This is a genomic window from Pseudomonas sp. MWU13-2862 (assembly GCF_023242495.1).
GTDB lineage: Bacteria > Pseudomonadota > Gammaproteobacteria > Pseudomonadales > Pseudomonadaceae > Aquipseudomonas > Aquipseudomonas gingeri_D.
In genome coordinates this window covers 207,550-231,696 of record NZ_JALMEZ010000014.1, presented here as the reverse complement: position 1 = coordinate 231,696, position 24,147 = coordinate 207,550, and the positions used below count along the sequence as shown (strand labels likewise).

The 24,147-nt window shown below is 60.6% G+C and carries 25 protein-coding genes; 3 read left to right on the top strand and 22 right to left on the bottom strand.

Annotated elements, in window-relative coordinates; translation table 11 throughout:
- Nucleotides 1-219: 219 nt before the first annotated feature.
- The 18 genes from M5C56_RS24565 to M5C56_RS24480 form a co-directional block, all read right to left on the bottom strand.
- Entirely contained in the window at nucleotides 220-756 is a 537-nt protein-coding gene (locus M5C56_RS24565) for a lysis system i-spanin subunit Rz (protein ID WP_103498931.1), read from the bottom strand.
- The gene (locus M5C56_RS24560; protein WP_103498932.1) at nucleotides 738-1,367 is read right to left on the bottom strand and encodes a glycoside hydrolase family 19 protein; all 630 of its coding nucleotides are present in this window, start codon (nucleotides 1,365-1,367) and stop codon (nucleotides 738-740) included. The genes M5C56_RS24565 and M5C56_RS24560 overlap by 19 nt, the downstream gene beginning before the upstream one ends.
- A 59-nt stretch (nucleotides 1,368-1,426) precedes the next feature.
- Nucleotides 1,427-1,891, bottom strand: coding sequence for a tail fiber assembly protein (locus tag M5C56_RS24555; RefSeq protein WP_247263337.1), 465 nt, complete (start codon nucleotides 1,889-1,891; stop codon nucleotides 1,427-1,429).
- Nucleotides 1,891-3,459 (bottom strand): hypothetical protein, encoded by a 1,569-nt coding sequence (locus tag M5C56_RS24550; protein WP_247263338.1) that lies wholly within the window; start codon nucleotides 3,457-3,459, stop codon nucleotides 1,891-1,893. Before M5C56_RS24550 ends, M5C56_RS24555 begins: the two co-directional genes overlap by 1 nt.
- An 11-nt stretch (nucleotides 3,460-3,470) precedes the next feature.
- Nucleotides 3,471-4,070: a putative phage tail protein gene (locus M5C56_RS24545; protein WP_103498934.1), complete on the bottom strand. Its 600-nt coding sequence runs from the start codon at nucleotides 4,068-4,070 to the stop codon at nucleotides 3,471-3,473.
- Nucleotides 4,058-5,098: a baseplate J/gp47 family protein gene (locus tag M5C56_RS24540; protein WP_103498935.1), complete on the bottom strand. Its 1,041-nt coding sequence runs from the start codon at nucleotides 5,096-5,098 to the stop codon at nucleotides 4,058-4,060. Before M5C56_RS24540 ends, M5C56_RS24545 begins: the two co-directional genes overlap by 13 nt.
- Nucleotides 5,088-5,486 carry a phage GP46 family protein gene (locus M5C56_RS24535; RefSeq protein WP_103498936.1) on the bottom strand — a complete coding sequence of 133 codons (399 nt, stop codon included), beginning with the start codon at nucleotides 5,484-5,486 and terminating at the stop codon, nucleotides 5,088-5,090. The genes M5C56_RS24540 and M5C56_RS24535 overlap by 11 nt, the downstream gene beginning before the upstream one ends.
- A complete protein-coding gene (locus M5C56_RS24530) occupies nucleotides 5,486-5,995 on the bottom strand; it encodes a phage baseplate assembly protein (protein WP_100938670.1) in 510 nt (169 codons plus the stop codon). Before M5C56_RS24530 ends, M5C56_RS24535 begins: the two co-directional genes overlap by 1 nt.
- Before the next feature lie 188 nt (nucleotides 5,996-6,183).
- The gene (locus M5C56_RS24525; protein ID WP_103498937.1) at nucleotides 6,184-7,227 is read right to left on the bottom strand and encodes a phage baseplate assembly protein; all 1,044 of its coding nucleotides are present in this window, start codon (nucleotides 7,225-7,227) and stop codon (nucleotides 6,184-6,186) included.
- Between the two features lie 3 nt (nucleotides 7,228-7,230).
- Nucleotides 7,231-8,517, bottom strand: a complete 1,287-nt coding sequence (locus M5C56_RS24520; RefSeq protein ID WP_103498938.1) for a DNA circularization N-terminal domain-containing protein — start codon at nucleotides 8,515-8,517, stop codon at nucleotides 7,231-7,233.
- Nucleotides 8,507-10,264: a phage tail protein gene (locus tag M5C56_RS24515; RefSeq protein WP_103498939.1), complete on the bottom strand. Its 1,758-nt coding sequence runs from the start codon at nucleotides 10,262-10,264 to the stop codon at nucleotides 8,507-8,509. Before M5C56_RS24515 ends, M5C56_RS24520 begins: the two co-directional genes overlap by 11 nt.
- Nucleotides 10,265-10,394: 130 nt before the next feature.
- Entirely contained in the window at nucleotides 10,395-10,691 is a 297-nt protein-coding gene (locus tag M5C56_RS24510; RefSeq protein ID WP_103498940.1) for a phage tail assembly protein, read from the bottom strand.
- Nucleotides 10,688-11,035, bottom strand: a complete 348-nt coding sequence (locus M5C56_RS24505; protein WP_100938665.1) for a phage tail tube protein — start codon at nucleotides 11,033-11,035, stop codon at nucleotides 10,688-10,690. The genes M5C56_RS24510 and M5C56_RS24505 overlap by 4 nt, the downstream gene beginning before the upstream one ends.
- Before the next feature lie 66 nt (nucleotides 11,036-11,101).
- Nucleotides 11,102-12,598: a phage tail sheath subtilisin-like domain-containing protein gene (locus M5C56_RS24500; protein WP_103498941.1), complete on the bottom strand. Its 1,497-nt coding sequence runs from the start codon at nucleotides 12,596-12,598 to the stop codon at nucleotides 11,102-11,104.
- Entirely contained in the window at nucleotides 12,598-12,780 is a 183-nt protein-coding gene (locus M5C56_RS24495) for a DUF2635 domain-containing protein (RefSeq protein ID WP_103498942.1), read from the bottom strand. The genes M5C56_RS24500 and M5C56_RS24495 overlap by 1 nt, the downstream gene beginning before the upstream one ends.
- Complete coding sequence (locus M5C56_RS24490; protein WP_103498943.1) at nucleotides 12,777-13,361, bottom strand: hypothetical protein; 585 nt, start codon at nucleotides 13,359-13,361, stop codon at nucleotides 12,777-12,779. The genes M5C56_RS24495 and M5C56_RS24490 overlap by 4 nt, the downstream gene beginning before the upstream one ends.
- Nucleotides 13,362-13,532: 171 nt before the next feature.
- Nucleotides 13,533-13,880 carry a phage holin family protein gene (locus tag M5C56_RS24485; protein ID WP_103498944.1) on the bottom strand — a complete coding sequence of 116 codons (348 nt, stop codon included), beginning with the start codon at nucleotides 13,878-13,880 and terminating at the stop codon, nucleotides 13,533-13,535.
- Between the two features lie 603 nt (nucleotides 13,881-14,483).
- On the bottom strand, nucleotides 14,484-15,227 hold the full coding sequence (locus M5C56_RS24480; RefSeq protein WP_103498945.1) for an XRE family transcriptional regulator: 744 nt from the start codon (nucleotides 15,225-15,227) through the stop codon (nucleotides 14,484-14,486).
- A 215-nt stretch (nucleotides 15,228-15,442) separates the two neighbouring features.
- Between M5C56_RS24480 and M5C56_RS24475 the strand changes: the two genes are divergently transcribed.
- The 3 genes from M5C56_RS24475 to fdxA all read left to right on the top strand — a co-directional run bounded on the left by M5C56_RS24475 (nucleotide 15,443) and on the right by fdxA (nucleotide 19,450).
- Nucleotides 15,443-16,177, top strand: a complete 735-nt coding sequence (locus M5C56_RS24475; RefSeq protein WP_103498946.1) for a carbonic anhydrase family protein — start codon at nucleotides 15,443-15,445, stop codon at nucleotides 16,175-16,177.
- A gap of 227 nt (nucleotides 16,178-16,404) precedes the next feature.
- Nucleotides 16,405-18,984 (top strand): DNA mismatch repair protein MutS, encoded by a 2,580-nt coding sequence (gene mutS, locus M5C56_RS24470; protein ID WP_103498947.1) that lies wholly within the window; start codon nucleotides 16,405-16,407, stop codon nucleotides 18,982-18,984.
- 142 nt (nucleotides 18,985-19,126) lie between these two features.
- Complete coding sequence (gene fdxA / locus M5C56_RS24465) at nucleotides 19,127-19,450, top strand: ferredoxin FdxA (protein ID WP_103498948.1); 324 nt, start codon at nucleotides 19,127-19,129, stop codon at nucleotides 19,448-19,450.
- A gap of 516 nt (nucleotides 19,451-19,966) precedes the next feature.
- On the opposite strand, the gene M5C56_RS24460 is transcribed toward fdxA, so the two are convergent.
- The 4 genes from M5C56_RS24460 to groL all read right to left on the bottom strand — a co-directional run bounded on the left by M5C56_RS24460 (nucleotide 19,967) and on the right by groL (nucleotide 24,136).
- Nucleotides 19,967-20,191, bottom strand: coding sequence for a hypothetical protein (locus M5C56_RS24460; protein WP_103498949.1), 225 nt, complete (start codon nucleotides 20,189-20,191; stop codon nucleotides 19,967-19,969).
- Nucleotides 20,192-20,367: 176 nt separating this feature from the next.
- The gene (locus M5C56_RS24455) at nucleotides 20,368-21,648 is read right to left on the bottom strand and encodes a HAMP domain-containing sensor histidine kinase (protein WP_103498960.1); all 1,281 of its coding nucleotides are present in this window, start codon (nucleotides 21,646-21,648) and stop codon (nucleotides 20,368-20,370) included.
- Nucleotides 21,638-22,321: a two-component system response regulator ColR gene (gene colR / locus M5C56_RS24450; protein ID WP_103498950.1), complete on the bottom strand. Its 684-nt coding sequence runs from the start codon at nucleotides 22,319-22,321 to the stop codon at nucleotides 21,638-21,640. The genes M5C56_RS24455 and colR overlap by 11 nt, the downstream gene beginning before the upstream one ends.
- 168 nt (nucleotides 22,322-22,489) lie before the next feature.
- The gene (groL, locus tag M5C56_RS24445; RefSeq protein WP_103498951.1) at nucleotides 22,490-24,136 is read right to left on the bottom strand and encodes a chaperonin GroEL; all 1,647 of its coding nucleotides are present in this window, start codon (nucleotides 24,134-24,136) and stop codon (nucleotides 22,490-22,492) included.
- Nucleotides 24,137-24,147: the final 11 nt, after the last annotated feature.

Sequence of the window (24,147 nt, the reverse complement as noted above, 5' to 3'; positions counted from 1 at the left end):
CCTCTCCAGGTGAGGCGGCCCTCCCCCCTGTAGGAGCGAGCTTGCTCGCGATGGTAGCCCAGGCACAGCGGGGTATCAGGTCCCCCGCGTTATCGTTGACGACCATCGCGAGCAAGCTCGCTCCTACAGGGGAGCGAAGCTGGCCAATCAGTATTGGGTCAAAATGAACACCCTACACGAGCGGATCGCGCTTTCAAGACACAACATCGCATCCGGATGTCAGCGGGAGACCGCCCCGGCATACGCCTGACAGGCCTTCAAGGCAATCAGGGCACGGTCGCCGTCGTCGGTGATGGCGATAATTCGTTGAGCATGCGCCGGGTCAAGTCGGGCTCTTGTGGCTGCATGAACCACGCCGCCGGCGGCGGTGGCGGCTGGCACGTCGCAGCCACTGGCAGGATCGTTGGCGTCGAGGAGGACTGACAGCCGCAGATCAGCAGTGGCAATACGATCACGCAGGCGAGCTTGATCCTGTTGCACATCGTTCAGCTCCTTGGAATGGGTTTGGTCGCTGACCTGGAGCCGTTGCTCCAGGGCCAGGCGTTTGTCCTGCTCGGCCCGCTGTTGCGCGGCCGCGGCGAGGGAAATCTGGTTAAGCGTGTCGGCCTGCAACCGGGCTTGATGCTCCAGTTGCTGGCCGTAGCGCCAGTCTTGAATATGCCAGGCGCTGGCCGCCGCAGCGCCGGCCAACAAGGCCAGCAATGCGACGACAACGCCCAGGCGCCAGGGCGCCGGGATCAGGTCGAGGAGGCGCATAGCACCGCCCTCGCCCGGGCCCAGATTTGTAGTCGATCTTCGAGGCCGTTCAGGCCGCCGTTGATCTTGCGGGTGATGCTGTTGAACTGATCGGCGTCGGCCAGTGCGTTCAACCCTTGTTGCTCCCAGAACCAGGCCGCCGACTCGGCGGCCCATTGCGGTTGCTCCAGCAGTTCCGGTTGCTGCAACAGGCGTTCATCGCCAAACAGCCCGAGGCTGCATTGGCGATAGTTGCTGCGACCGGTGATCTGGATCAGCCCGCGACCGCGATAGTTCCAGCCGTCGCCGGACGATGCATCGCCGTTATCCATACGCGATGCATAGACGATGTTCGCAATCTGCTCCGGCTGCCGGGCGACCTGCGCGGCCAGGGCCGGAGTAAACCGGCTTGGCCAGGTGGCGACCAAGGCCTGCGCGTCATAGTTCAGGTTCTCGACCACATGCTGCAACTGGCCGGATTCGTGGCCGACCTGCGCCAGGAAGGCTGCAACTCGCTGCGTACCAACGATCTGGTAGGCGTTCATGGCTGTGTTGAGCACAGGAACAAAAACGCCGGCTTGGGCGCCGGCGTTCGGGAGGATCTGCAGCAATTGCTGCTGGGTAATCGGCATGGTTTTCTCCGGGCAAAAATAAACCCGCTCATAGCGGGTGTGTTTTCTTGCAGCAAGATCTAGGTCGGAACAACAGGCCAGGCCGGCGCAGCGACAGTTACATCAACTGTCTGAAGCGCTCTGCAATATGCCTGCCACGCCTTTGCCTTAGTCGTTTCATCGGCGGTAGCATTACCAAGTTGCAGCGAAACCAAGAGCGGCGTCATCGCTTGAGATGCCTGGATCTCCAGTGAGGATTTTTGCGCCTGGTTAGCGGCGGCGATATCGGCGGGCGACGGTTGATACGGAACAGGTGCAGCGAAGACAGTCCCGCTATACGTCCAGCCCTCCTGCGGGGCTGGGTCGATGTCTGTGATGTCCACCATCTCGGCGACCATCTCGGGAGTGAACCGCTCGGTAATGGGTATTTCCATACCGATGCGGCTGGGCTCGCTGTCCGGCTTGTTTGGTAGGTCCGTATCGTAGGTTCTAGGCGGAATCACTTCAAAAACAATCCCGTTGGAAATGAGGGCGTAAATTTTCATCATGCATACTCCCAGATAATGATGATGCCGGCCTTTCCTGCTCCGCCGGTCTGTGCGGCACCTGTCGGGATGCTGGCCGAACCACCGCCGCCACCGCCGTAACCGGCAGCAGGATATCCATTTTGCCCACTGCTCGACGCAAGACCACCGAAACCCATCAAAGATGGCGCACCGCTACCGCTGAGCGCCGATGTGCCACCCAAGGCTAAAGCCAGGGAGCCACCACTTGAACCAGGGCACCCAAAGATGTTTGCGCCAGAAGGTGCAGTTCCTGGCGTGCCATTGCCGCTGAAAGATGGTGGGGTTACGTTGTTGGTTGCAGGACCGCCTACGCCGCCAGGTGCAGAGATCAGCGCGCCTACCGATGAAGTCCCACCATTGCCACCGGAGGCTCCAGATGCGCCGCTGCCGCCAGCACCAATGGTTATCGCTTGCGATGCGCCGATAGAAGCCGCAGTGAACCGACCTTCACCATATGCGCCCGAGTTTCCTCCGGCGCCGATACTGATATTGCCAGCGCTCGGGGCAGTAGATCCCGCGCCTGCGCCGCCACCGCCCTGAACCTGAACAACTACTGAAGACATGCCAGCAGTGGGCGTATATGTTCCCGACGAAGTGAAGGTTTGGACGCCGATCAGGCGACCAGTCGTAAATAATGACTGGGCTTGAGCGAGAGGGAGCGCATGCAGTCCAGCCGAAGCGTACGAAACTTGCAGGGGAGCGCCAGAACAACTCAGCAACACCCACTTGCCAAGCGCCACCGAATAGACAACGGTGCATGTCCCTGTTCCGACAATCTCGCCGCCCTGAAGCGCGGTCGCGCCCAGCCCAACAATGCCTTGGGGAGTCAATCCGTTCGGTGAAAAAGTACTGGCCCCCGTATTCGACGAAGCGGCCTTGAATCTCAAGGTAATGCCGTCCGTAACTGCCGTTATTGCTGGTGAATAGTTGGCGGTATAGGTGTTGGCAGTACCGGTGTCAGTTGCGAATGTCAGGGCGCCAACTTGGAACTGTCCGGCGTTGATTGCGTGCAGGCTCTTCGTAGCGCTGGCAACCTGCAATGCGCCGCCAGTACTGTCGATAAGAACCCAAGAGCCGGTACCAATTGAGCTATTCCATTGGACCCATACATCGCCGTTCGGGATGATCTCGCCGCCCTGGAGCGCGGAGTGCGCAGCACCGACAATAGGTGCTGCGGTCAGTCCGTTCGGACTAAAGGTGCTTGCCCCTGTGTTGCCATTCTGGGCTTTGAAACATAGCACCACACCGTCTACGAGTGCCTTAAGGGCTGGAGCATAACTCGCAACATAAGTGCCGCTCGCACCTGTATCCAAAGCATATTTAGCCGAGTCTGATTGACTTATTTTTTGAATAGAAAGTAACAGTTGTCCAAGATCAGCTTCATCAGGAACCAGACCAGCAGCTTTTACTACATTCACAACTTCATCAGTGATCGAATTCCCCCATGCCGCTGGAATCAACGACCCCGGCGTTCCATTCACCGGGTTCTCATCAACAAACTTGCCATTCACCAACCCAACGCTGGGCACACTTTTTGGATAATCCACGTTTCTATCCTCTAGTCATAATTGATATGCACCAGCGTATGCGCCGGTGCACTGCGATGTATCAGGCATTCCAGGGCACTTCCGGGGTTGGCGCCAAAACGCTCACCCCAATAGCTCGCACCAAAACGCCGGCCCATAAGCAGTCGACCGCCGGTGTTGAGCGTCCACATGAACTGCGCCTGCCAGGTGCCGAAGTGCGCCTTGCCAAAGCGTGCCCGGCCCATGCGCGGAGTTTGCAGTTCGGTCACGCTGGCGTTCGGATACCCCTGACTGCGGGCGATATCGATGAAATAGCCGACACTCTGGTCACCCACTGCCAGTAACCGCCGACGCACCGCCACACGGCGATCATCGAACAAGGGATTGGGCCCCAGGCACGGGTCGGGCAGGTTCATCACCCGCTCCCAATCCGGCACCAGTTCACTGACCGTCACCGGGTCCACTTCGTTGAGCAAGTCCACAGCCCGAGCATCGACACGGGCCAGTTCCTGGGCAATGCCCGACAGCACCTGCTGGATCTCAGGCACCCGCTCCGGGTCCCAGGCGGGGCCCGCCGGTAGCAGGCTGCGCAACTGCTCCTGGTATTGCTCGACCATTCTTACTCCAGCCATACGCAACCTCCGAAGGCCAGCAACTGATTGGCGGCGGCTGGCACATCGGCGGACGGCGAGACCAGCAGGTGATCCTGCTCACCGCTGGCACTGCTGATGGACTCGGCGATATGGGTCAGCAACAGCGTCTCACCCAAGCCTCCCTCACGATCGTGCAGGTCCTCCAACTCAGCTTCGACCGCAGCGCGGGTGGCGGTGGTATCGGGGATCAGGCGCAAGGTGTAGGTCACCGGGACCAGCACCGGCGCCAGTACATGCAACTCGGCGGTCACCGGGCGCAACGGGTCGATATAGGCCTGGACCAACGCCAGTTGCCCATCGTCCGGCAGCGGCACCGGATCATCATCGCGCATCACGAACAAGCCAACGGTGCCCGGCCCCAGGTAGCTGCCGCGACACCAGGCCCGGGTAATCCCCGGACACTCCAGTGCCCAGGTTTCATAGTCGGCCGCCGAACCACCGTTGGGAATAATGCGATAGGAACTGATCACCCTAGCCCGCAACGATTCGATACTTTCCGCCGCGACACCACCGCTCAAGCCCGGATCCAGCACCGTGAAGGTGTTGCCGATTCCTTGCACCGGCTGCACCGGAAACAGGGTCAGGCCGGCATCGCCATTCCCCAGGCTGCCGGCATCCAGCGCCTGGATCTGCGCGGTATTGGTCCCGCCACTGGTGGTGCCACCCACCGTCACGGTGTAGCTGCGCCCATCACTGGTCTGCAGCAAGGTCCCGGCATCGAGCACTGCCCCCGCCGCCGCGGTATAGCTGACGCTGCCGCTGGCCGATTGCGCCGCCTTGCGGGGTTGATGCAAACGCAGCTCGGCAATGCGTTCCAGGGTGGTGTCATCGGCGGTGTCAGGCAGGATCTGATCGGCGATCCAGTCGAGGTAGCCATAGAGGCCGAAGGCCGCGCCACCCAGGGTGCGGGCCAGGACCTGTGCATCGGACTGGCGCAGCGAATCGCCGGCCAGGTCGCCTTGGGTGCGGTTGATCAACACCGGTAGCGAAGGGGTTTCAAACGGCATAAGTCACCTGCCAACTATGGTTCGGGTTGATATCCAGGCGCTCGCCGCTGGCCAGGGTCAGAACCGTACGCAGGTTCAGTCGCTGGGCGTCGAGCCGTTCGGTTTGAATGTCGATGGCGCTGCAATGGCCGTCGTCGAGCAGCCATTGCAAGGCTTCGCGGGCATAGAACTCGGCGTCGAGCTGGGTCTGCGCGGTGAGCCTGACCCGCCGCAACAGCCACAGCCGCGAGCCGATACGGTCGTCGGTCACCGAGGGAAAACTGTCGCCCCACCAACCGAAACGCTCGTCGTCATCGATCGGGTCATCGGTATTGGCGCGACGCCAGGTAAACAGGCTGATCAGCACCGAACGGGTCAGCGCCGTCTTCAGGTCGTTGGACACGAACATCAGGCACCTCCCGTCGGCGCGCCGGTCTGGCCGTTACCCGGCTGGATGCCGCCGTGCACATGTTTCATCTGGCTGATGCCGCCGGCGACCTGATCGCCCTGGGAGACGATCTTGCCGGTCTGGGTCAGGCTCGGGGTGTCGATGTTCACCGCGGTACCGGCGCGGATGTTCAGGGTGCCGGTTTCGATATCGATGATCCGGCCACGCTTGAAGTGGATCTTGTCGCCCTCATCGGTGTAGAGGGCGATTTCGCCGGGGGCGAGGTTCTGCAGGCGGTAGCGACGGTCGGCGACCACCAGGACAATAGCGTGGGAACGGTCGCCGCCGAGAAAGGTGGCAATGCCTTCGGCGCCGGCCAGCGGATTGCTGGTGAAGCCGTAGGGTTCGAAGTGCTCCATGTCGTCGTTCACTTCACCGGCGGTCAGGCGCATTTGCAGCGATTGCAGTTTGTTGGCCGAGTTGGCGAGCACGACAGTGCCGCGCGCCAGCAGGCGTGTCAGTAGGCTCATAGGGGGTCCTTGGGCAAGCGGAGTGTCAGGAAGGCCGCCTTCGCGGGCAAGCCCGGCTCCTACAGTGTCCGAGTTGAAGCTGAGTTTTGTGCGCAACCGAAACCCTGCAGGAGCAGGGCTTGCCCGCGAAGGCGTCGCAACTGCCGCAGTCGTATCAGGAACTTCGGCACTGCCTTCAGGAAGGCCGATTACCTGGCTTTGGGCGGAGCCGGGGTAGCATCGAAGACCTGCGGCGGCGCCACCACCAGGGTGGTGATCGAGCCCTGTGCGGACAACGACCAGGTCACCTTGGAGATAAGCATGTCCTGGTCCACGTCCAGCACCGGATCCTTGACCCGCACGGTCAGGTTGTGTCGCCACAGATCACCGTTGGACTGTCGCCAGCCTTGCACGGTGTAGGTGGTCGTCAGGGCCTTGGCGCGGCGTGTCGCCCGTTCCCAGTCAGCCCGTTGCTGGGCCAGCACTGGATTGATCTGCGCGCTTTCGCTGATCACCGTGACGCGCTGGCGATCCGGACTGGTCTCGCTGGACACCCCGGAAACTTCGCTCACTGCACTGCCGCTGTTCTGATCGCTGCCCTTGTGCTGGCCGATCACCCGGTACTCGGAAAACACCGCGCTGTAGTCTCTCGCCGTATTGGCCGAAAGAATGTTCTTGCCCAACTCCAGTACATCAGTCGCCCGCCCTGCACTGCCGGGCTTGGCGAGTACCAGGTTGCCGGCCGCATCATCGGTGGAGAACACCCGATACAAAGTCAGCAAGCGGTCGATGGACTTGAACACCGTCTCCCCCGGCACGATGCTGTGGGTTTGCAGTTTGGTGGTTTCCGGGATCTCGCTGCGCACAGTGACCTTGTAGGGCTTGGCCAACGCCTCGACGATCTTCAGCACGCTCTGTTCACGCCATTGGCTCGGCTGGTTGATGGCCGCGCAATCCACCAGGTCCTGGGTCAGCGAACTGCCCTCGACGGTCAGGCTGATCTGATTGCCGTTATAGCTGATGGGCGCCTTGAACACGTAACCGGTCAGGACCTGGTCGCAGCCGATCATGACCGAACAACGGGCACCGGCCTTGATCGGCAGGGCCTGGGTCTGTCCCGGCCATTTCCAGGTGATACCGAGCTTGAAGGTGCGGAACTGACGCTCGAGATCGGCCGTGATCTCGATGGTCTTCCAGCCCTCATAACTCAGGCCGTCGACCAACAGGACGACAGCATTGTCGATGTCGTTCATGGCTTACTCCTTGGAGACCTGCAACGGCACCGGCGGTATGAAACCGGGGTGCGAAATCCGGTTGCGCTGCACCACCTCCCCCACCCGCGTGGCATCACCGAGCTTCTGGTAAGACACGACCAGGGCCGGCTTGGTGCTCTTGGGCGTCAGGTCAACCAGCCGCACCCCGTTGGATGCCACTGCGTTGAGATGCTGCGTCAGGGCCTGGCGGACGGTACTGAGTGCCTGGTACTGCACCGCGTCGGCCTTGAGCGCCGCCTGCCAGATCACGTCGTTGAGGCTGTCACGCAGCGCCAGCACATCGTCGACCACCGGCACATCGGCCCGTTGCACCGGCTGCTGGGCTTGCTGGGCCAGCGACGGTGTGCTCGTCAGTTTCACCGCCGGCGTCGCCACCGGGATCATTGAGACAAACTGGGAGATCTGGACCAGCAAGGCATCCTGGATCAGGTTTACCGTGGCCTGTGAGGCCGCGGCGGAGTCCTTGCCAATGGTCAGTTTTGAGGCGTCGAGGGACTTGGCGTCCTCGACCTGTTTCGACAGGTCGGCCAGCATTCCGTGATAGCCCTGGACGGCAAAGTCTTTCAAGCCCCGAACTTCGCCCACAACGCTTTTGACTTCGCCCACCAATCCGTTGAATTCCCCCAGCACGCTTTTAACCGCGGCACTCACTTGTTGGGGGAACTCCTTGACCGTGCGAACCAGGGCATAGATGTTCGCGTACGTCTCGATCAGCGGTTGCAACTCCTGCTCGATCACGTGATACGCCAGAGTAATCCCCTTGCGCAGGTTTTCCAGGCCGATCCGCGCCTGGTTGATCTGCGACATCGCCCCATCGAAACGCGCCACCGAAGCGTCGAGCAATTTGTCCGACGCCACCTGCAATTGCTTCTGGGTGTTGACGACGGCCTTGGGGAACTGCAGCGGTTCATCCGGATAGAACTTCAGGTTGAAGGTCACCAACCCGCCATCCTTGCGGGTCTGGGTCATGTCACATTCGCCGACCTTGACCTGCATCCGTCCCTGCCACGGGTGAACCAGTTCGCCGCTGCCCTCCTCCAGTGCCTTGAGCAGCGCGTCACGCTTCTCAAGGCAATCGGCGCCAACGATAAAGGCGGTCAGTTCATAGATCTTCGACTGCTGGCCGAGACCTTCAAAAAACGACCGGTCGCGCTGCGGGTATTCATGCAACTGGCCTTTCTGGCCGACCGGGTTTTTCGCCTGATCGACCCAGAAGGGTACGCCGCGAAACGACGCCGGCAACAAACGATCACGCCAGCTAGTCGCCATAGGAACCTCCGTAGGAAAGCGAGCGATAGCCGACGCGAGGCGTCAGGTCCAGGCCCGGTTGATTGGTTTGCGCTTGGTCGACGCGCAAGCCCGCTGGCGCGTCTTTGAAGTTCACGGTCAAGCCGCCTTCGAGTTGCGTGCGGTTGTTGGCGGCGGTTTGCTGGACAAGGCCGCTGCCGTTGCCCGTCAGACCGGAGTCAGTACTGCTCGACGAATCGCCCCAGTTCCAGAAGGAAGAACCGCTGTCATTGGCCGCCTTGGCATTGCCGGCCTCTTGTTGCTGCGCCAGACCATCGACCTGGCCGGTGACCTTGGCGACAAAGTCACCGAAACCACCACTGAACAACGCCTTGATCGGCGTGATGAAGGTTTGCAACTTGCTCCACCAGCCAGCGAACCAGGCGACAATCGGATCCCAGTTCTTGATGATCATCCCCAACGGAGACCAGTCAAACATCGTCTGGAAAAAGTCCATGACGGGTGTCGCCAGGCTTTGCAGTACATCCCACAAGTCAGAAAAGACCTTGCTGATGGGCTCCCAGTTGGCGACGATCAGTCCGACAGGGGACCAGTCGAACAAGGTCTGGAAGAAGTCCTTGAGCGACTGCGCCGTGTCTTGCAGCGCCGCCCAGACCGTGTCGAAGTAAGCGCTGATAGCGCCCCAGTTATTGATGACCAGCACCAGCGGCGACCAATCGAACAGCATCTTGAGGAAGTCCACCGCCGGTGCGCTTGCCACTTTGATCGTGTCCCAGAGCTCACCGAAAAAGGCGCTGATCGCCCCCCAGTTATTAATGATCATCCCCAGCGGCGACCAGTCGAACACGCCCTTGAGAAAGTCAATCACCGGCACGGCCAAGGCCTTGAGCAATCGCCAGATCGAATCGAAGAGCCCCGTTACAGGTCCCCAGTTGTCGATGACCAGGCCCAGCGGCGTCCAGGAAAACAGCGCCTTGAAAAAGTCGAACACCGAAGCGGCTGCCGTCGTGATCGACTGCCAAAGGCCGGCGAAAAATACGCTGATCGTCTCCCAGCCCGCGCTGATCATCGGCATCGGCGACCAATCGAGCACCGCCTGCAGCTCCGACATGAAGCTGGCCGCCATGCCTTTGATATCGCCCCAAAGCTCGCTGAAAAAGCCTGAAATCGGTTTCCAGTAAGCAACGATCAGCGCCGCGGCAAGGGCAAAGCCCACCACGACCAAACCGATCGGTGAAGCGAGCACACCCACCACCGCAGCCACCCCGGCCACCGCACCTTGCAGGACGGTGAACGCCACTGCCCCCGCCGCCAGGCCCTGGACCAGATTCGGATTGGCCGCCACGAACTCGGCGACGCGGCTCACCAGCGGCACCAACGCCGTCACTACGGAGTTCACCACAGGCAACAAGCCCTGGCCAAACTTCAGGGAAACCTTGTCGACCGCCTCACTCAAGCTCGCCAGATTTTTTGCCGTGGGCCCTGAATCAGATCCCTCGGCACCCTTGCGGGCCTCGGCCAGCTTGTTTTCCGCCTCGATCGCTGACTTGACGCCCTCGACAAAAGGCGCCGCCAAGCCTTCGCCCTTGAACAGCTCCGAGAGATCCAGCTCGCCCAGGCCGCTGTCCTCCAGGCTCTTTTTGAAACTTTCGACTTTCTTGCTGACCCCTGACAGGTCGTCGTCCATTTTCTGGACGCCATTCACGACAAGGGCCATGTTCACAACCGTCTGGGTATTCGCCGTGAGCGTGTTATTGGTCGTAGCCATCACTGCACCTGCTGCATCGCATTGATCCGTTGCGCGTGCTCCAGGGATTCCCGGAGCACATCCAGTGGCCTGGCCATCATCTGTTCGGGGTCAACCTTCCAGAACCAGGCCAGGTCATAGGCGACCGCAATCAGCTCGCCGATGGCTGCGATGCCGCACTCATGAAAAAACCCGCCACCGCCCAGCTCAAGGTGTTGAGGTCGGACAGGTCCAGCTGGTTGACCGACGACGGCGGGATACCGGTGCAGACCGCGATGTACTTGGCCGCGACATCCATGTCGAGGCTGACATTTTCGCCCTTGTCGATCTTGTACGGCAGCGCCTTGATCGCCCGCACTTCCTGCACCGTCGGACGGCGCAGGGTGAGTTCACTCAGGGGTTCGCCGTGGGCCTCGATGGGCACCTGCAACTTCACCGGATCAGTCATTGCCAGGTCCCCTTGATGCCTTCGAATTTCAGCGCGATGGTTGCGTCGTCACCCTTGGCGGACGGGGTGTCGCTCAGATAGGCACCGGCCAGGACGTAGACCTTGCCATTGCTGAATTCGCAGGTGACGGTCATGTCGGTGCCGGCGACCAGTTGCTTGAGCGGGAAGTCCGGCGTGTACAGCGCGGTTACCGCGAAAGTTGGAGCGACGTCGGTTTCCTTGTAGAAACCCGGCACGACCGTTTCCCGTTTGACGAACATCAGCGGGGCTTCGCAGCCGCCATTGATAGTCAGTTGAGCGCCGTCCACTTTGACGTAGCAGGTGCCCGCAATCAGTTGACCCATGGTGTATCTCCTTGCAATAAAAAGCCCGCATCGAGCGGGCTGGGGTTACGCAGTGTGGGCAGGCGATCAGGCCGCCGCGTCGTACTGCAGGCGGAACTGGTTGAGCAGCGCGAACACACGCAAGCCGTTGATGTAGTCCGGCGGGAACAGCACGTTGACCCGGCTCGGGTCCTGGCTGTCGCGCTCGACGATCAGGTGATCGGCAAACATCTCGGCGTTCTCCACGTGACCTTCCAGTTCGAGCTTGGCGTACTGGGCAATCAGTTCACCGCGGATAGTGCTCGGGGTGAGGATCGGCTGGCCGGCGCCGAAACGGGTGCCATCGTCTGCCAGCTTGTGGCGACCGTACTTGCTGGTGATCACGCTTTGCAGGCGGCGCACGATAAAGGCCGACTGGTGCATGGTCTCGCTGTCCAGGTAGGAGTTATCCGCCTGGCCGTAAGCATTTTTCTGGTAGGTGGTGATCGCCCGCTGGACGCGCACGTAACCGCCTTCGTAGTACGCGGTGGCCAGACCGTAGCTGAGCAGCGACTGACGTTCGGTCAGGGTGAAACGCTCACTGGCCGCGGCCGGGTCGATACCCGCCAGGCTGCCGCTCTGGGTCGGACGGCTGGCATCGGCGGAGATGAACACCGAAGTCCGCGCGGCCAAGGCCGCGGCCTGGCCCCAGAACGGTTGTGGCACACCCGGCTCCATGGCCAGGATGGTCATGTGCTGGTCGTTACGGGTCTGACCGGCAGCCACCAGGGTGCCGACAGTACCGCGCTTGGCGGTGTAGACATGACCGAACAGTTGCTTGGACCAGGACCAGCGACCGACGCTGTCGTTCATCGCGGCTTGCCAGGCATTCAGGGTCGCCACATCGGACCACGGCTGGCAGATGAATTCGAACGGTTCGTCACCGAGAGCCGCGAGTGCCGCAACCTGGTCCGGCACACCGGTGCCACCGGCCATTGGCGCGGAGACGATGGTCAAGCCGGCTGGGGTCTGCTCGCCATTGCTCTTGCCCAGGCGATTGAACTGCAGGCTGATGTCGTTGCCGCTGTCACCGGTCCATTTGCAGGTCAGGGTCACGGTGCCGTCGACGGCCACGGCGCTGACCGGCAGATCGGTCGCGGCGTTGACTTGCAGCGCCAGGGTGGTGGCCGCCTGGGCGGCGGTCGCCCCGTTGACCACGGCGGCCTGGACCCGCACACCACCGACATACAGGTTGAGCACGCCGCTTTCGGTGGCGGCGCCGGTCAGTTTCAGATCAGCCTTGGCGATGCTGCCCACCGTGTTTTGCAGCGGCAGGCACCAGATCTCGCCGATCGGATCGGTCTTGCGCCAGGTGTCGTACATCGAGGCGAGCATCGAGCCCTGGCCACCAATGCTTTTCGCCAGGGCGACGCTGGAAACCAGCACCAGGCTGCCGATTTCGGTGCTGGTGGCGTTGTCGTTGACCTGGGCGACGATCAGGCCGCGCAGGGTCGACGACGCGCTATTGGCCGCCGAGTTGTCCATTTCGGCGTAGAACAGCGGAACACGCAGGTCCGCGGGGATGTTGCTGAATCCGATAGCCATTATTGGGCATCCTGTGGTTGTGCCGCTTGCACGGCGTTGAGGGTGATATCGCCATCAGCCAGACGACGGCGCCACCAGGCGCTGTCGGCCACTTCACGGCCTTCGAGCGGTAGCAGGTCGCCGGCTTCCAGATCCGGTACGGCGCGGCCCGGGGCCGGCACTACGGTGATGCGTTGGGTCATTGCGTTACGTCTCCAGAGAAAGTCAGCTCCAGGCGCCCGTCGGGGCCTGGGCGGTGCAGATTGGGGTCGGCGGGATCGATGGCATCGACCTTCACCGCGACCCCGGTAAAAGACGGCAAGCCGTCCAGTTCACGCTCGTGCCAGGTTTCGGCCGGGTCCGTGGAGCGATTGCGCCCCAGTTGGAACTCGGCGAAGAAATGCAGGCTGTAGAGCAGGCGGGTGGCGTTGATCGAGATCAGCCCGCCGCCGTCGTACTCGATGGGGTTGTAATAGGTGTCGGGTTTGAAGCCGACCAGGGCCCGCCAAAGTTCGGCGCGCAGGCTGTGGAGTTGGTCGAAGGCTTGGGCGCCGTTGCTGGCGTCGAGCACCAGGGTCAGTTCCAGGCGATCGGTCAGGGTTTGGCGGGCGACGTTTTGTGAGGCGTCCTTGTTCGCCAGGTCGGTCATCAGCGTGACAAAGGCCGCCGGGGTTTGCAGCGTGGTGTTGCTTTGCAACAGGTCGAGATCAAGGCCGGTGGAAATGTGATTGGCAAGACTGGGGCATTGAGCACGCAGTTGCGTGAGAATCGGGGTGATGTTCATGGGGGTTCACCGGGTAATAAAAAACCCGTCGATTGACGGGTTCGACAAGCAATCGCTCGCCTCCAGAAAGCCCGCATCCTTGCGGGCTGGGCCCTGCTCTCGGGCCCGATGGTTCCAGTCCGTTGGTGATTCAGAGGGAGTCATGAGCGCTTTATTCAGATAGCTATCCGGCTATTGTTCCGGCTTGGTCTCCGGCGGAGGTGCTTCGTCAATCCCCAAGCGCCTGGCCGCCCAGCGTTCATAAATGCCGATGGCGGCGTCCGCACCGGCCATGGCGGTCAGGCAGCCAAAGGCACCGGCGGTCCAGATCGACACGCCGGCTGCATACAGCAGCATGATGGTCGACACGCCACAGATCATGCAGGCCCCGGAGCGCAATACCAGGCGCCGCAGCAGCACCCAGCCGCGGGCACCGTCCTTGTCGGCGCGCCACATTTCGCCGGAAACCCCGCCGACCACGGCCAGCAGGATGACCAGCCAGATAGGCATGTCCACCAACGCTTGTTGCTCGCTCGTCATGTCACGCCTCCTGCAATAAAAAGGGCCATTCATTGGCCGGTGATGGTTTGGGCTTGTCGTTCAAGGTGAAGGGTTCTCTTCAGAGCCCGCGTTCGGTGGGCATTCCAAAAAGCCCGGTCGTCCAGGCTTTTCAGTAATGCGGTCCTGATACCCGGTCCTGGAGCCGCTCGCGTTTTCGGCGATGGAGGCTCCTGGCCGAACACCTGATCTTTCGGCGCTACTGGCGCGGTACGGATCGATTCAAATTGTTTCTCCGACCGCGACCCTGTCCGCCGGATAACTGCTTACGGTGCTTTACGCTGCACACCCGGGTCAGTTGCCAACCCTCTGAACCGTTGAGGCCGGTTCATCGCTGCCTGTTCTTTGAAGCGGTGTCACTAAAGAGCGGTGGGTTGCCCCTGGCATCTCTGCCTGTCACCGACCTTTCTGGCCGGCTTGAGACAAAGAATATGCATGTATGCATATACAGTCAATGCACAAATGCATTTATTTATGCATGCCATTTGCGTAAACGCATGGAAGCCATGCAGATCAAGGGCTGGGGCTTTTTGGCGGGCGAAAAAAAACCCACATGGCTGTGGGTTTTTTCTCAATCAGAAGTGCTTAGCGGGCGTACATGCCCCACCAGAAGACGTGACCAAGGATGGTGATCTGCTCTTCCTGGATCTCCTGGAAGCTGTAGTCCTCATCCGGATGCTCGTCGCGGTTGAAGCTACGCAGGCGGATCCCGGTCGGCAGGCGATAAAGCTGCTTCACCCGCAGCTGTCCGTTGTGGTTGATGGCGTAAAGGTCACCGTCGACGATATCGCCTATGGCGCTCTTGCCGGCGTTGACCCCGACCGTGGCGCCGTCGCGCAGCACCGGCAACATGCTGTTGCCGCGCACGGTCACGCATTTGGCCTGGTCGAACTGCACGCCATTGTGGCGCAGGCTGCGCTTACCGAAACGCAGGCTGGCCTTCTCGCTTTCCTCTATGACGAATCTTCCTGATCCAGCAGCCAATTCAACCTCGCGAAGAAAGGGGACGGACACTTCGTCTTCATCGACGGGCGTGTCGTCGTCCCACAGGCTTATATCCTTGAGTTCGGAGTGCGGCGTGCCCTGCTCCTGATCCCGGGCAACGGCAACCGGTGCGCGTCCGCGCAGTTGGTCGGTGCTGATGCCGAAGTACTCGGCGACCTTCGAGATGTGCTTGTCCGAAGGATCGACGATCTTCCCGCTGAGGATGCGCGACAGTGTGGATTGGGGCACGCCGGTACGACGGTGAAGCTCCGTGGGGGAGATCCCGTGTCGGTCGAGCAGTGCTCGTAGGACGGTAGAAACGTTGCGTATTTGCATAATGCGCATATTGCTTGCGCTTTTCGGGAATGGCAAATGCTGATTTGCATATTTTATGCATAGACAGTCGCACAGGCACGGCCAAGGGCGATGGGAGCCTTATTTCCGCCCAATAGCGATCAGCTCTATCGCAAATCCGTATTAAAAACTGTCATTTCTGACAGTAGTTACTTACTTTTCCGAATCTTAAGCTCGGGTCTCGACATTGCTCGAGACCCATCATCATGAACACCTCCAAAGTGGCCGTATCCGTGATACTTGCCATCCTGTCGTTGAACAGCCACGCCGCCTCCTGGGGTTACGAGGGGAATGTCGGCCCCACCCACTGGGGTCAGGTGGATCCGGACTACATCAGTTGCAGCACCAGCAAGGAGCAGTCACCGGTCAACATTGAAACCCACCATGCGAAAAGTTCGAAACTCCCCGGCCTGTCGTTTCAGTACATCCCTCAAGCCGCTGAAATCACCAACAACGGGCATACGATTCAAATCAATGTCGCCCCCGGCAGCCTGCTGCGCTTTGACAATGAAGACTTCGAACTCAGGCAGTTTCACTTCCATACCCCGAGTGAAGAGGAAATAGACGGCAAGTCCTTTCCGATGGACGCCCATTTTGTCCACAACTCCGACGACGGCCAGATTGTTGTCGTGGCGGTCCTGTTCAAGGAGGGAAGAAAAAACCAGAACCTGGAAGCTGTTTTCAACACGCTGCCGGATGTGGGCAAAATCACGGAAGTTGTGGCCTTCAATCCCGCCAGCGTCCTCCCCTCTCAAGGCAGCTATTACAAATACCAAGGCTCGTTGACCACACCGCCTTGCAGCACAGGTGTTACCTGGCTGGTCCTGAAGACACCGGTCGAGCTGTCTCATGAACAGATCGCCGCCTTTCAGAAGCTGTACCGGATGAATGCACGGCCTGTCCAACCGTTGAACTCGAGGGTTATCGAGTCCAGCGATTGAATGTCGACGACACCTGAACAAGCCCGCGGGCCGCGCGGATAACAGCGACGTAGCCGGTCCGCCATCGAAACAGGAAAAAAGTCTGACTCCTCCCTGTCCGGATAGGCTGCAAAAGGCCATACCAGCGGACATCCAACCTGCCGTGTTAACCTTGCCCCCATCGAAAAAGTCCCGCGCCAGGCGCTCGACTTCGCACTCCACTCAAAACGAATCCGCCTAAGTATCCGATGAGTAAAAATAGCCCCGATCTTTCCTCCCACACCCCGATGATGCAGCAATACTGGCGCCTGAAGAACCAGCATCCCGACCAGCTGATGTTCTACCGCATGGGCGACTTCTACGAGATCTTCTATGAAGACGCGAAGAAGGCCGCCAAGCTGCTCGATATCACCCTCACCGCCCGTGGGCAATCAGCCGGGCAGGCGATTCCGATGTGTGGGATTCCTTACCATTCCCTCGAAGGTTATCTCGTCAAGCTGGTGAAGCTCGGCGAATCAGTGGTGATCTGCGAACAGATCGGCGATCCGGCCACCAGCAAGGGGCCGGTCGAACGGCAGGTGGTGCGGATCATCACCCCTGGCACCGTCAGTGACGAAGCCCTGCTCGATGAGCGCCGCGACAACCTGATTGCCGCGGTACTGGGTGATGAACGTCTGTTCGGCCTGGCCGTGCTGGATATCACCAGCGGCAACTTCACCGTCCTCGAAATCAAGGGTTGGGAAAACCTGCTGTCGGAGCTGGAGCGGATCAACCCGGTCGAGCTGATGATCCCGGATGACTGGCCACAGGGCCTGCCTGCGGAAAAGCGTCGTGGGACACGTCGTCGTGCGCCGTGGGACTTCGAACGGGACTCCGCGCTCAAAAGTCTCTGCCAACAATTTTCCGTACAGGATCTGAAAGGCTTCGGCTGCGAAACCCTGACCCTGGCCATCGGCGCCGCCGGCTGCCTGCTCAGTTACGCCAAGGAAACCCAGCGCACCGCCCTGCCGCACTTGCGCAGCCTGCGCCATGAACGCCTGGACGACACCGTGGTGCTCGACGGCGCCAGCCGCCGTAACCTGGAACTGGACACCAACCTTGCCGGTGGCCGCGAAAACACCCTGCAATCGGTGGTCGACCGTTGCCAGACCGCCATGGGCAGCCGCCTGCTGACCCGTTGGTTGAACCGCCCGCTGCGCGACCTGCGTGTCTTGCAGGCACGCCAGAGCTCCATCACCTGCCTGCTGGAAAGCTACCGCTTCGAAAAGCTGCAACCGCAGCTCAAGGAGATCGGTGACATCGAACGGATCCTTGCGCGGATCGGCCTGCGCAACGCCCGGCCTCGCGACCTGGCGCGCCTGCGCGATGCCCTCGGCGCCCTGCCGCAGTTGCAGGATGCGATGCTCGAACTGGACGCCCCGCACCTCAAGCAACTGGCCGTCACCACCAAGACCTACCCGGAGCTGGCGATCCTGCTGGAACGCGCCATCATCGATAATCCGCCGGCGATCATCCGCGACGGCGGCGTCCTGAAAACCGGCTACGACACCGAACTGGACGAACTGTTGTCGCTGAGCGAAAACGCCGGGCAGTTCCTGATCGACCTGGAAGCCCGGGAAAAAGCCCGCACGGGCCTGGCCAACCTCAAGGTCGGCTATAACCGGGTCCACGGCTATTTCATCGAGTTGCCGAGCAAGCAGGCCGAGTCGGCACCGGCAGACTACATCCGGCGCCAGACCCTCAAGGGCGCCGAGCGCTTTATCACCCCGGAACTCAAGGAATTCGAGGACAAGGCCTTGTCGGCCAAGAGCCGCGCCCTGGCCCGGGAGAAGATGCTCTACGAAGCCTTGCTCGAAACCTTGATCGGCGAACTGCCGCCGCTGCAGGACACCGCCGCGGCCCTGGCCGAGCTGGATGTGCTGAGCAACCTCGCCGAACGCGCACTGAACCTGGACCTGAATTGCCCGCGCTTTGTCGACGAACCGTGCATGCGCATCAGCCAGGGACGCCACCCGGTGGTCGAGCAGGTGCTGACCACACCGTTCGTAGCCAATGACCTGGCGCTCGATGACAATACCCGCATGCTGGTGATCACCGGTCCTAACATGGGCGGTAAATCCACCTACATGCGCCAGACCGCGCTGATCGTGCTGCTGGCCCATATCGGCAGCTTCGTGCCGGCAGCCAGCTGCGAGTTGTCCCTGGTGGATCGGATCTTCACCCGGATCGGTTCCAGTGACGACCTGGCCGGAGGACGCTCGACCTTCATGGTGGAAATGAGCGAAACCGCCAACATCCTGCACAACGCCACCGAGCGCAGCCTGGTGCTGATGGACGAAGTCGGGCGCGGTACCAGCACCTTCGACGGCCTGTCCCTGGCCTGGGCAGCGGCGGAACGCCTCGCGCAACTGCGGGCCTACACCCTGTTCGCCACCCACTACTTCGAACTGACCGTGCTGCCGGAAAACGAGCCATTGGTGACCAACGTGCATCTCAATGCCACCGAGCACAATGAACGCATCGTCTTCCTCCACCACGTACTGCCCGGCCCGGCCAGCCAGAGCTACGGCCTGGCGGTGGCACAGCTGGCCGGTGTGCCGAGCGATGTGATCACCCGTGCCCGCGAGCACCTGAGTCGCCTGGAGACCACCAGCCTGCCCCACGAGCAGCCGGTCGCCAAACCAGGAAAACCAGCCGCTCCGATGCAAAGCGATATGTTCGCCAGCCTGCCCCATCCGGTGCTGGATGAACTGGCCAAGCTCAACCTCGACGACCTGACGCCACGGCGTGCATTGGAAATGCTCTATACAATGAAGACACGGATCTAACGCAGCGGACTACAAGCTGCTAGAATCTCGCGCGGTTTGGGATGCTGCGAACTATTAGCCTGGTTCGCAGACTATCGCTCCCAGACCTGGCGAGCCCATTCTGATAGGGTTTCGCTGCCGCCGCCTGAGGAGAGAACTAGAAATGACCTTCGTCGTCACCGACAACTGCATCAAGTGCAAGTACACCGACTGCGTAGAAGTCTGTCCGGTGGACTGCTTTTACGAAGGCCCGAACTTCCTGGTCATTCACCCGGATGAGTGCATCGACTGCGCGCTTTGCGAGCCGGAATGCCCTGCTGTGGCTATTTTCTCCGAGGATGAAGTCCCGGAGGACATGAAAGAGTTCATTCAGTTGAACCTCGATCTGGCCGATATCTGGCCCAACATCACTGAGAAGAAAGAATCACTGCCGGACGCTGAAGAGTGGGATGGCAAAAAAGGCAAGATCAAGCACCTCGAACGCTGATTGCACCGCGCTCGACAAAAAGGCCCCTTGCGGGCCTTTTTTTGTGCCTTCACTTTTCTACAGGCAAAAAAAAGGGGCGGTGTGACCCGCCCACATTTTTTCCCTAGTCCCTTTTTTCCCTTTCATCGTCCTGATGAATCGCATCCCGCGATGTTCCTTCCAGCAATCTGTCCTTGATCGCCGTGTCTATCCGTCGACACAGGGGCGATATTAAAGACTTTCTGAGTCGCTGCAACAGGATCCAAAGTGCCATCTCTTCAGGATTGGATCCATTAAAAACACTTAAAACCATATATTTCAATTAGTTAAGATAAACACTCAGCAATCGAGACGGTAAATTATCCTCGATCGCTTACGCAAGATGTAAGCAATGGCTTACACGCTCAGGCAGGTAAAAAAGAACTTCTGGATCCAATCCTGGCCCGCAGCGTCCAAAAGCGGGTGCTGAATGAAGCAAACGGCGCACATAAAAAAGGCCTCGATCAATGCGAGGCCTGGGAGACAGACAGGACGACTTCAACTCTGCGGCTTGAGCCCTTGGGAAAGGCCGAACATGAACAACAGAAGATCGTGGTCGGGTTTGGCATCGGCCGCCTTGGCAACACGGGGCATAGGACAATGTCCGGCACCGGCCGCGGTAGTCAGGACCTCAGGACCGGGCTGCTCCCAGACCACCAGGGCCAAGGAGGCCACGGCCAGCGCACTGACCAGAAACAAACCTCGAGCGACTTCTAACTTCATTACCATAAGCCTTTGATGGTATTGCTGAACATCTATCCTCAAAATAGCTCAGTTTTCCCTGTGCCGTGGCACTCAACGACGAGTGGTGTCGTAGCTTTTTGAGATCATCCGCCGCGTCTTGGCGTATTTCCGGGCGCCAAAGACGGGCCTTTCCCAGGTGAACATTTCGTTTCCGGTCATGTATCAGGCCCGCCCAGGTCAACATGAAAGCGGCAGCCATTGGGTGTCATGGTGGTCAGGCTGACATGCCAACCCTGGTTTTCGCAGATCCGCTGGACCAGAGACAAGCCCAGCCCAAGGCCTTCACCGCGTTTTTCGTTACCCCGTACGAAGGGCTGGAACATGGCTTCGCGCTTCTCTTCCGGAATCCCCACGCCGCTGTCTTCCACCACGAACCCGGCCGGCTCCAGGCTCAGGCGGATAAAGCCCTGGTCGGTGTAGTGCAAGGCATTGCGCAGCAGGTTACCCATTACGGCGTGGAGGAAGGTGGCGTTATAGCGGGTATCCGGAGGATTGCCGGGATCGACGATCAGACTCAGGCCCTTCTCTTCAATCGGTGCACGCCACAATCCGATCAAGTCATCCGCCACCCGACTCAGGGAGACCTGCGGCGACATGCTGGCGTCCTCACGCTGGGCCCGGGCGAGCATCAGGAAGGTCTGCACCAGCTCGCGCATTTCCTCGCAGGCCCGGGCAATGCGCTCGACCTGATTGCGTCCGCGCTGGTCAATGGCCGGGTTTTCCAGCAACAGCTCACAGGAGGTCGCCAATACCATCAGCGGCGTACGCAGCTCATGACTGACATCGCTGGTGAACAGGCGCTCGCGAGTCAGGGCGTCACGCAGCCGTCCGAGGGTGGCGTCGAACGCCACCGCCAGTTCACCCACTTCGTCAGCGGCGTAATCCGGCGCCAGGGACGGCGCCAGCCCGAGCAACTGATCACGATGACGCACCTGGCGGGCCAGGCGTACCACTGGCGCCATCACCCGCCGGGCGAGAATCCAGCCGAGAAACACAGCCAGGGCCAGGGCCAGGACAAATCCCACCAGCACCACGGCAAACAACACCCGCTCACGCTCTTCGAAGTCACTCTGGTCCTGCAACAGCACGTAACGCCGACCATCGACCACCTCGACCATGGCGTGGTAGGACAATGGGTCGCGAAACACCTCGTGGAACCCGGCGTCCAGATGACGCAGATCCCTGGGCAAGGCGAAATCCCCCGGACCGCCGCTGAAATAAAACAGTTGATCGGGCTCGGGTCGATGGCTCCAGTCATTGACACTGTCCATCAGCAACAGACGCTGGAGATCGCCTCCCAGGCTCGCGGAAATCAGCCTTTCCTCAACCAGGTGAACCGTCGCCACGATGCCTATGGCAAAGGTCCCCGCCACCAGGGCGCTCATCAGCGCAAAGGCGATGATGATGCGTTGGGCAAGGCTCTGTTTAAACTCCATCGCGGCCTTCGGCCAGGCGATAGCCGACGCCATGTACGGTATGCAGCAAAGGCTTTTCGAAAGGCTTGTCGATCACCTGGCGCAATTGGTGGACGTGACTGCGCAAGCTGTCGCTGTCCGGGCAATCGTCGCCCCACAGGGCTTCCTCGAGGACTTCGCGACGCAGTACATGGGGGCTTTTCTGCATCAGCACCGCCAGCAGCTTCAAGCCCACCGGGTTGAGCTTGAGCAGACGCCCTTCGCGGGTCACTTCCAGGGTATCGAGGTCGTAGCTCAGCTCACCGACCTGCAAGGCCCGGCGTCCGCCGCCCTGGGCCCGGCGCAGGACTGCTTCGATCCGCGCCGCCAGTTCCGACAGGGCGAACGGCTTGAGCAGGTAGTCGTCGGCACCGGACTTGAAACCTTGCAGACGATCATCCAGTTGATCGCGGGCGGTGAGCATGATCACCGGGGTATCGCGCCGGGCATCTTCACGCAGGCGCTTGCACAGGGTGAAACCATCGATACCCGGCAACATGATATCCAGCACGATCAGGTCGTAATGTTCGGTGGCAGCCAGGTGCAGGCCCGACAAGCCGTCCTGCGCACAGTCCACGGTATAGCCTTTAAGCCCCAGGTAATCAGCCAGGTTGGCGAGGATATCGCGGTTGTCTTCAACCAGTAGAATTCGCATGGGTACTCTCTCCGTACGCGGTAACGGCCATGTCTTGGCCCGCGCAGCTTAAGGGCAAGCCTGTGGCAGCGACAAGCCGCGCGATAAAAGCAGTCGCTGCGCCCATGACTCGCCGAAAAAAAGAAACCCCGCACAAGGCGGGGTTTCTTTGTAGCAGGTGGGGCCGACTTACATCATGCCGCCCATACCGCCCATGCCGCCCATGTCTGGCATACCGCCGCCAGCACCGCCGTCTTTCTTCGGTGCTTCAGCCACTGCCGCTTCGGTGGTCAGGATCAGACCGCCGATCGAGGAAGCTGCCTGCAGCGCCGAACGAGTCACCTTGGTTGGATCCAGGATGCCCATTTCGATCATGTCGCCGTATTCGCCAGTCGCGGCGTTGTAACCGAAGTTACCTTGGCCGTTCTTGACTTCGTTGACCACGACGCTTGGCTCGTCACCGCTGTTGGCGGCGATCTGACGCAGCGGCGCTTCAACAGCGCGACGCAGAACAGCGATACCGACGTCCTGATCGGCGTTGTCGCCTTTCAGTTCGCTGATGGCTTGCAGGGCACGGATCAGGGCCACGCCACCGCCAGGGACCACGCCTTCTTCAACGGCTGCACGGGTAGCGTGCAGGGCGTCTTCAACGCGGGCTTTCTTCTCTTTCATTTCAACTTCGGAACCAGCACCGACCTTGATCACTGCAACGCCGCCGGACAGCTTGGCCAGACGCTCTTGCAGTTTTTCACGGTCGTAGTCGGAGGAAGTATCGGCAACCTGGGCACGGATCTGAGCGATACGGGCTTCGATGTCGCCTTGAACGCCAGCACCGTCGACGATGATGGTGTTTTCCTTGGACAGGGTCACGCGCTTGGCGCTGCCCAGGTGGTCCAGGGTGGTGCTTTCCAGGCTCAGGCCGATCTCTTCGGAGATCACGGTACCGCCAGTCAGGACAGCGATATCCTGCAGCATCGCCTTGCGACGATCACCGAAGCCCGGTGCCTTGACGGCAGCGACCTTGACGATACCGCGCATGTTGTTCACAACCAGGGTCGCCAGGGCTTCGCCTTCAACGTCTTCGGCCACGATCAGCAGTGGACGGCCGGCTTTGGCAACGGCTTCCAGTACTGGCAGCATTTCGCGGATGTTGGAGATTTTTTTGTCGACCAGCAGGATCAGCGGGCCGTCCAGCTCGGCGACCATGGTTTCCGGCTTGTTGACGAAGTACGGGGACAGGTAGCCACGGTCGAACTGCATGCCTTCTACAACCGACAGTTCGTTTTCCAGGCCCGAGCCTTCTTCAACGGTGATCACGCCTTCTTTACCGACTTTTTCCATGGCTTCGGCAATGATGTCGCCGATGGAGCTGTCGGAGTTGGCGGAGATGGTGCCGACCTGAGCGATGGCCTTGGTGTCAGCGCAAGGCTTGGACAGGGCTTTGAGCTCTTTGACGATGGCGATGGTCGCCTTGTCGATACCGCGCTTGAGGTCCATCGGGTTCATGCCGGCAGCGACAGCCTTCAGGCCTTCGTTGACGATCGACTGAGCCAGTACGGTGGCGGTGGTGGTGCCGTCGCCAGCGTCATCGTTGGCACGGGAGGCAACGTCCTTGACCAGTTGCGCGCCCATGTTTTCGAAACGGTCTTCCAGCTCGATTTCCTTGGCAACGGAAACGCCGTCCTTGGTGATGGTCGGAGCGCCGAAGCTCTTCTCGATGATCACGTTACGGCCTTTCGGGCCCAGGGTCGCTTTTACCGCGTCAGCCAGGACGTTGACGCCTTTGAGCATTTTTTTGCGGGCGGAGTCGCCAAACAGAACTTCTTTAGCAGCCATGATCGTAATTC

Bases quoted from the DNA above. Each gene is read 5' to 3' on its own strand.
- M5C56_RS24565 (WP_103498931.1), bottom strand. From the start codon at position 756: ATGCGCCTCCTCGACCTGATCCCGGCGCCCTGGCGCCTGGGCGTTGTC.
- M5C56_RS24560 (WP_103498932.1), bottom strand. From the start codon at position 1,367: ATGCCGATTACCCAGCAGCAATTGCTGCAGATCCTCCCGAACGCCGGC.
- M5C56_RS24555 (WP_247263337.1), bottom strand. From the start codon at position 1,891: ATGAAAATTTACGCCCTCATTTCCAACGGGATTGTTTTTGAAGTGATT.
- M5C56_RS24545 (WP_103498934.1), bottom strand. From the start codon at position 4,070: ATGGCTGGAGTAAGAATGGTCGAGCAATACCAGGAGCAGTTGCGCAGC.
- M5C56_RS24540 (WP_103498935.1), bottom strand. From the start codon at position 5,098: ATGCCGTTTGAAACCCCTTCGCTACCGGTGTTGATCAACCGCACCCAA.
- M5C56_RS24535 (WP_103498936.1), bottom strand. From the start codon at position 5,486: ATGTTCGTGTCCAACGACCTGAAGACGGCGCTGACCCGTTCGGTGCTG.
- M5C56_RS24530 (WP_100938670.1), bottom strand. From the start codon at position 5,995: ATGAGCCTACTGACACGCCTGCTGGCGCGCGGCACTGTCGTGCTCGCC.
- M5C56_RS24525 (WP_103498937.1), bottom strand. From the start codon at position 7,227: ATGAACGACATCGACAATGCTGTCGTCCTGTTGGTCGACGGCCTGAGT.
- M5C56_RS24520 (WP_103498938.1), bottom strand. From the start codon at position 8,517: ATGGCGACTAGCTGGCGTGATCGTTTGTTGCCGGCGTCGTTTCGCGGC.
- M5C56_RS24515 (WP_103498939.1), bottom strand. From the start codon at position 10,264: ATGGCTACGACCAATAACACGCTCACGGCGAATACCCAGACGGTTGTG.
- M5C56_RS24510 (WP_103498940.1), bottom strand. From the start codon at position 10,691: ATGACTGATCCGGTGAAGTTGCAGGTGCCCATCGAGGCCCACGGCGAA.
- M5C56_RS24505 (WP_100938665.1), bottom strand. From the start codon at position 11,035: ATGGGTCAACTGATTGCGGGCACCTGCTACGTCAAAGTGGACGGCGCT.
- M5C56_RS24500 (WP_103498941.1), bottom strand. From the start codon at position 12,598: ATGGCTATCGGATTCAGCAACATCCCCGCGGACCTGCGTGTTCCGCTG.
- M5C56_RS24495 (WP_103498942.1), bottom strand. From the start codon at position 12,780: ATGACCCAACGCATCACCGTAGTGCCGGCCCCGGGCCGCGCCGTACCG.
- M5C56_RS24490 (WP_103498943.1), bottom strand. From the start codon at position 13,361: ATGAACATCACCCCGATTCTCACGCAACTGCGTGCTCAATGCCCCAGT.
- M5C56_RS24485 (WP_103498944.1), bottom strand. From the start codon at position 13,880: ATGACGAGCGAGCAACAAGCGTTGGTGGACATGCCTATCTGGCTGGTC.
- M5C56_RS24480 (WP_103498945.1), bottom strand. From the start codon at position 15,227: ATGCGCATTATGCAAATACGCAACGTTTCTACCGTCCTACGAGCACTG.
- M5C56_RS24475 (WP_103498946.1), top strand. From the start codon at position 15,443: ATGAACACCTCCAAAGTGGCCGTATCCGTGATACTTGCCATCCTGTCG.
- mutS (WP_103498947.1), top strand. From the start codon at position 16,405: ATGAGTAAAAATAGCCCCGATCTTTCCTCCCACACCCCGATGATGCAG.
- fdxA (WP_103498948.1), top strand. From the start codon at position 19,127: ATGACCTTCGTCGTCACCGACAACTGCATCAAGTGCAAGTACACCGAC.
- M5C56_RS24460 (WP_103498949.1), bottom strand. From the start codon at position 20,191: ATGAAGTTAGAAGTCGCTCGAGGTTTGTTTCTGGTCAGTGCGCTGGCC.
- M5C56_RS24455 (WP_103498960.1), bottom strand. From the start codon at position 21,648: ATGGAGTTTAAACAGAGCCTTGCCCAACGCATCATCATCGCCTTTGCG.
- colR (WP_103498950.1), bottom strand. From the start codon at position 22,321: ATGCGAATTCTACTGGTTGAAGACAACCGCGATATCCTCGCCAACCTG.
- groL (WP_103498951.1), bottom strand. From the start codon at position 24,136: ATGGCTGCTAAAGAAGTTCTGTTTGGCGACTCCGCCCGCAAAAAAATG.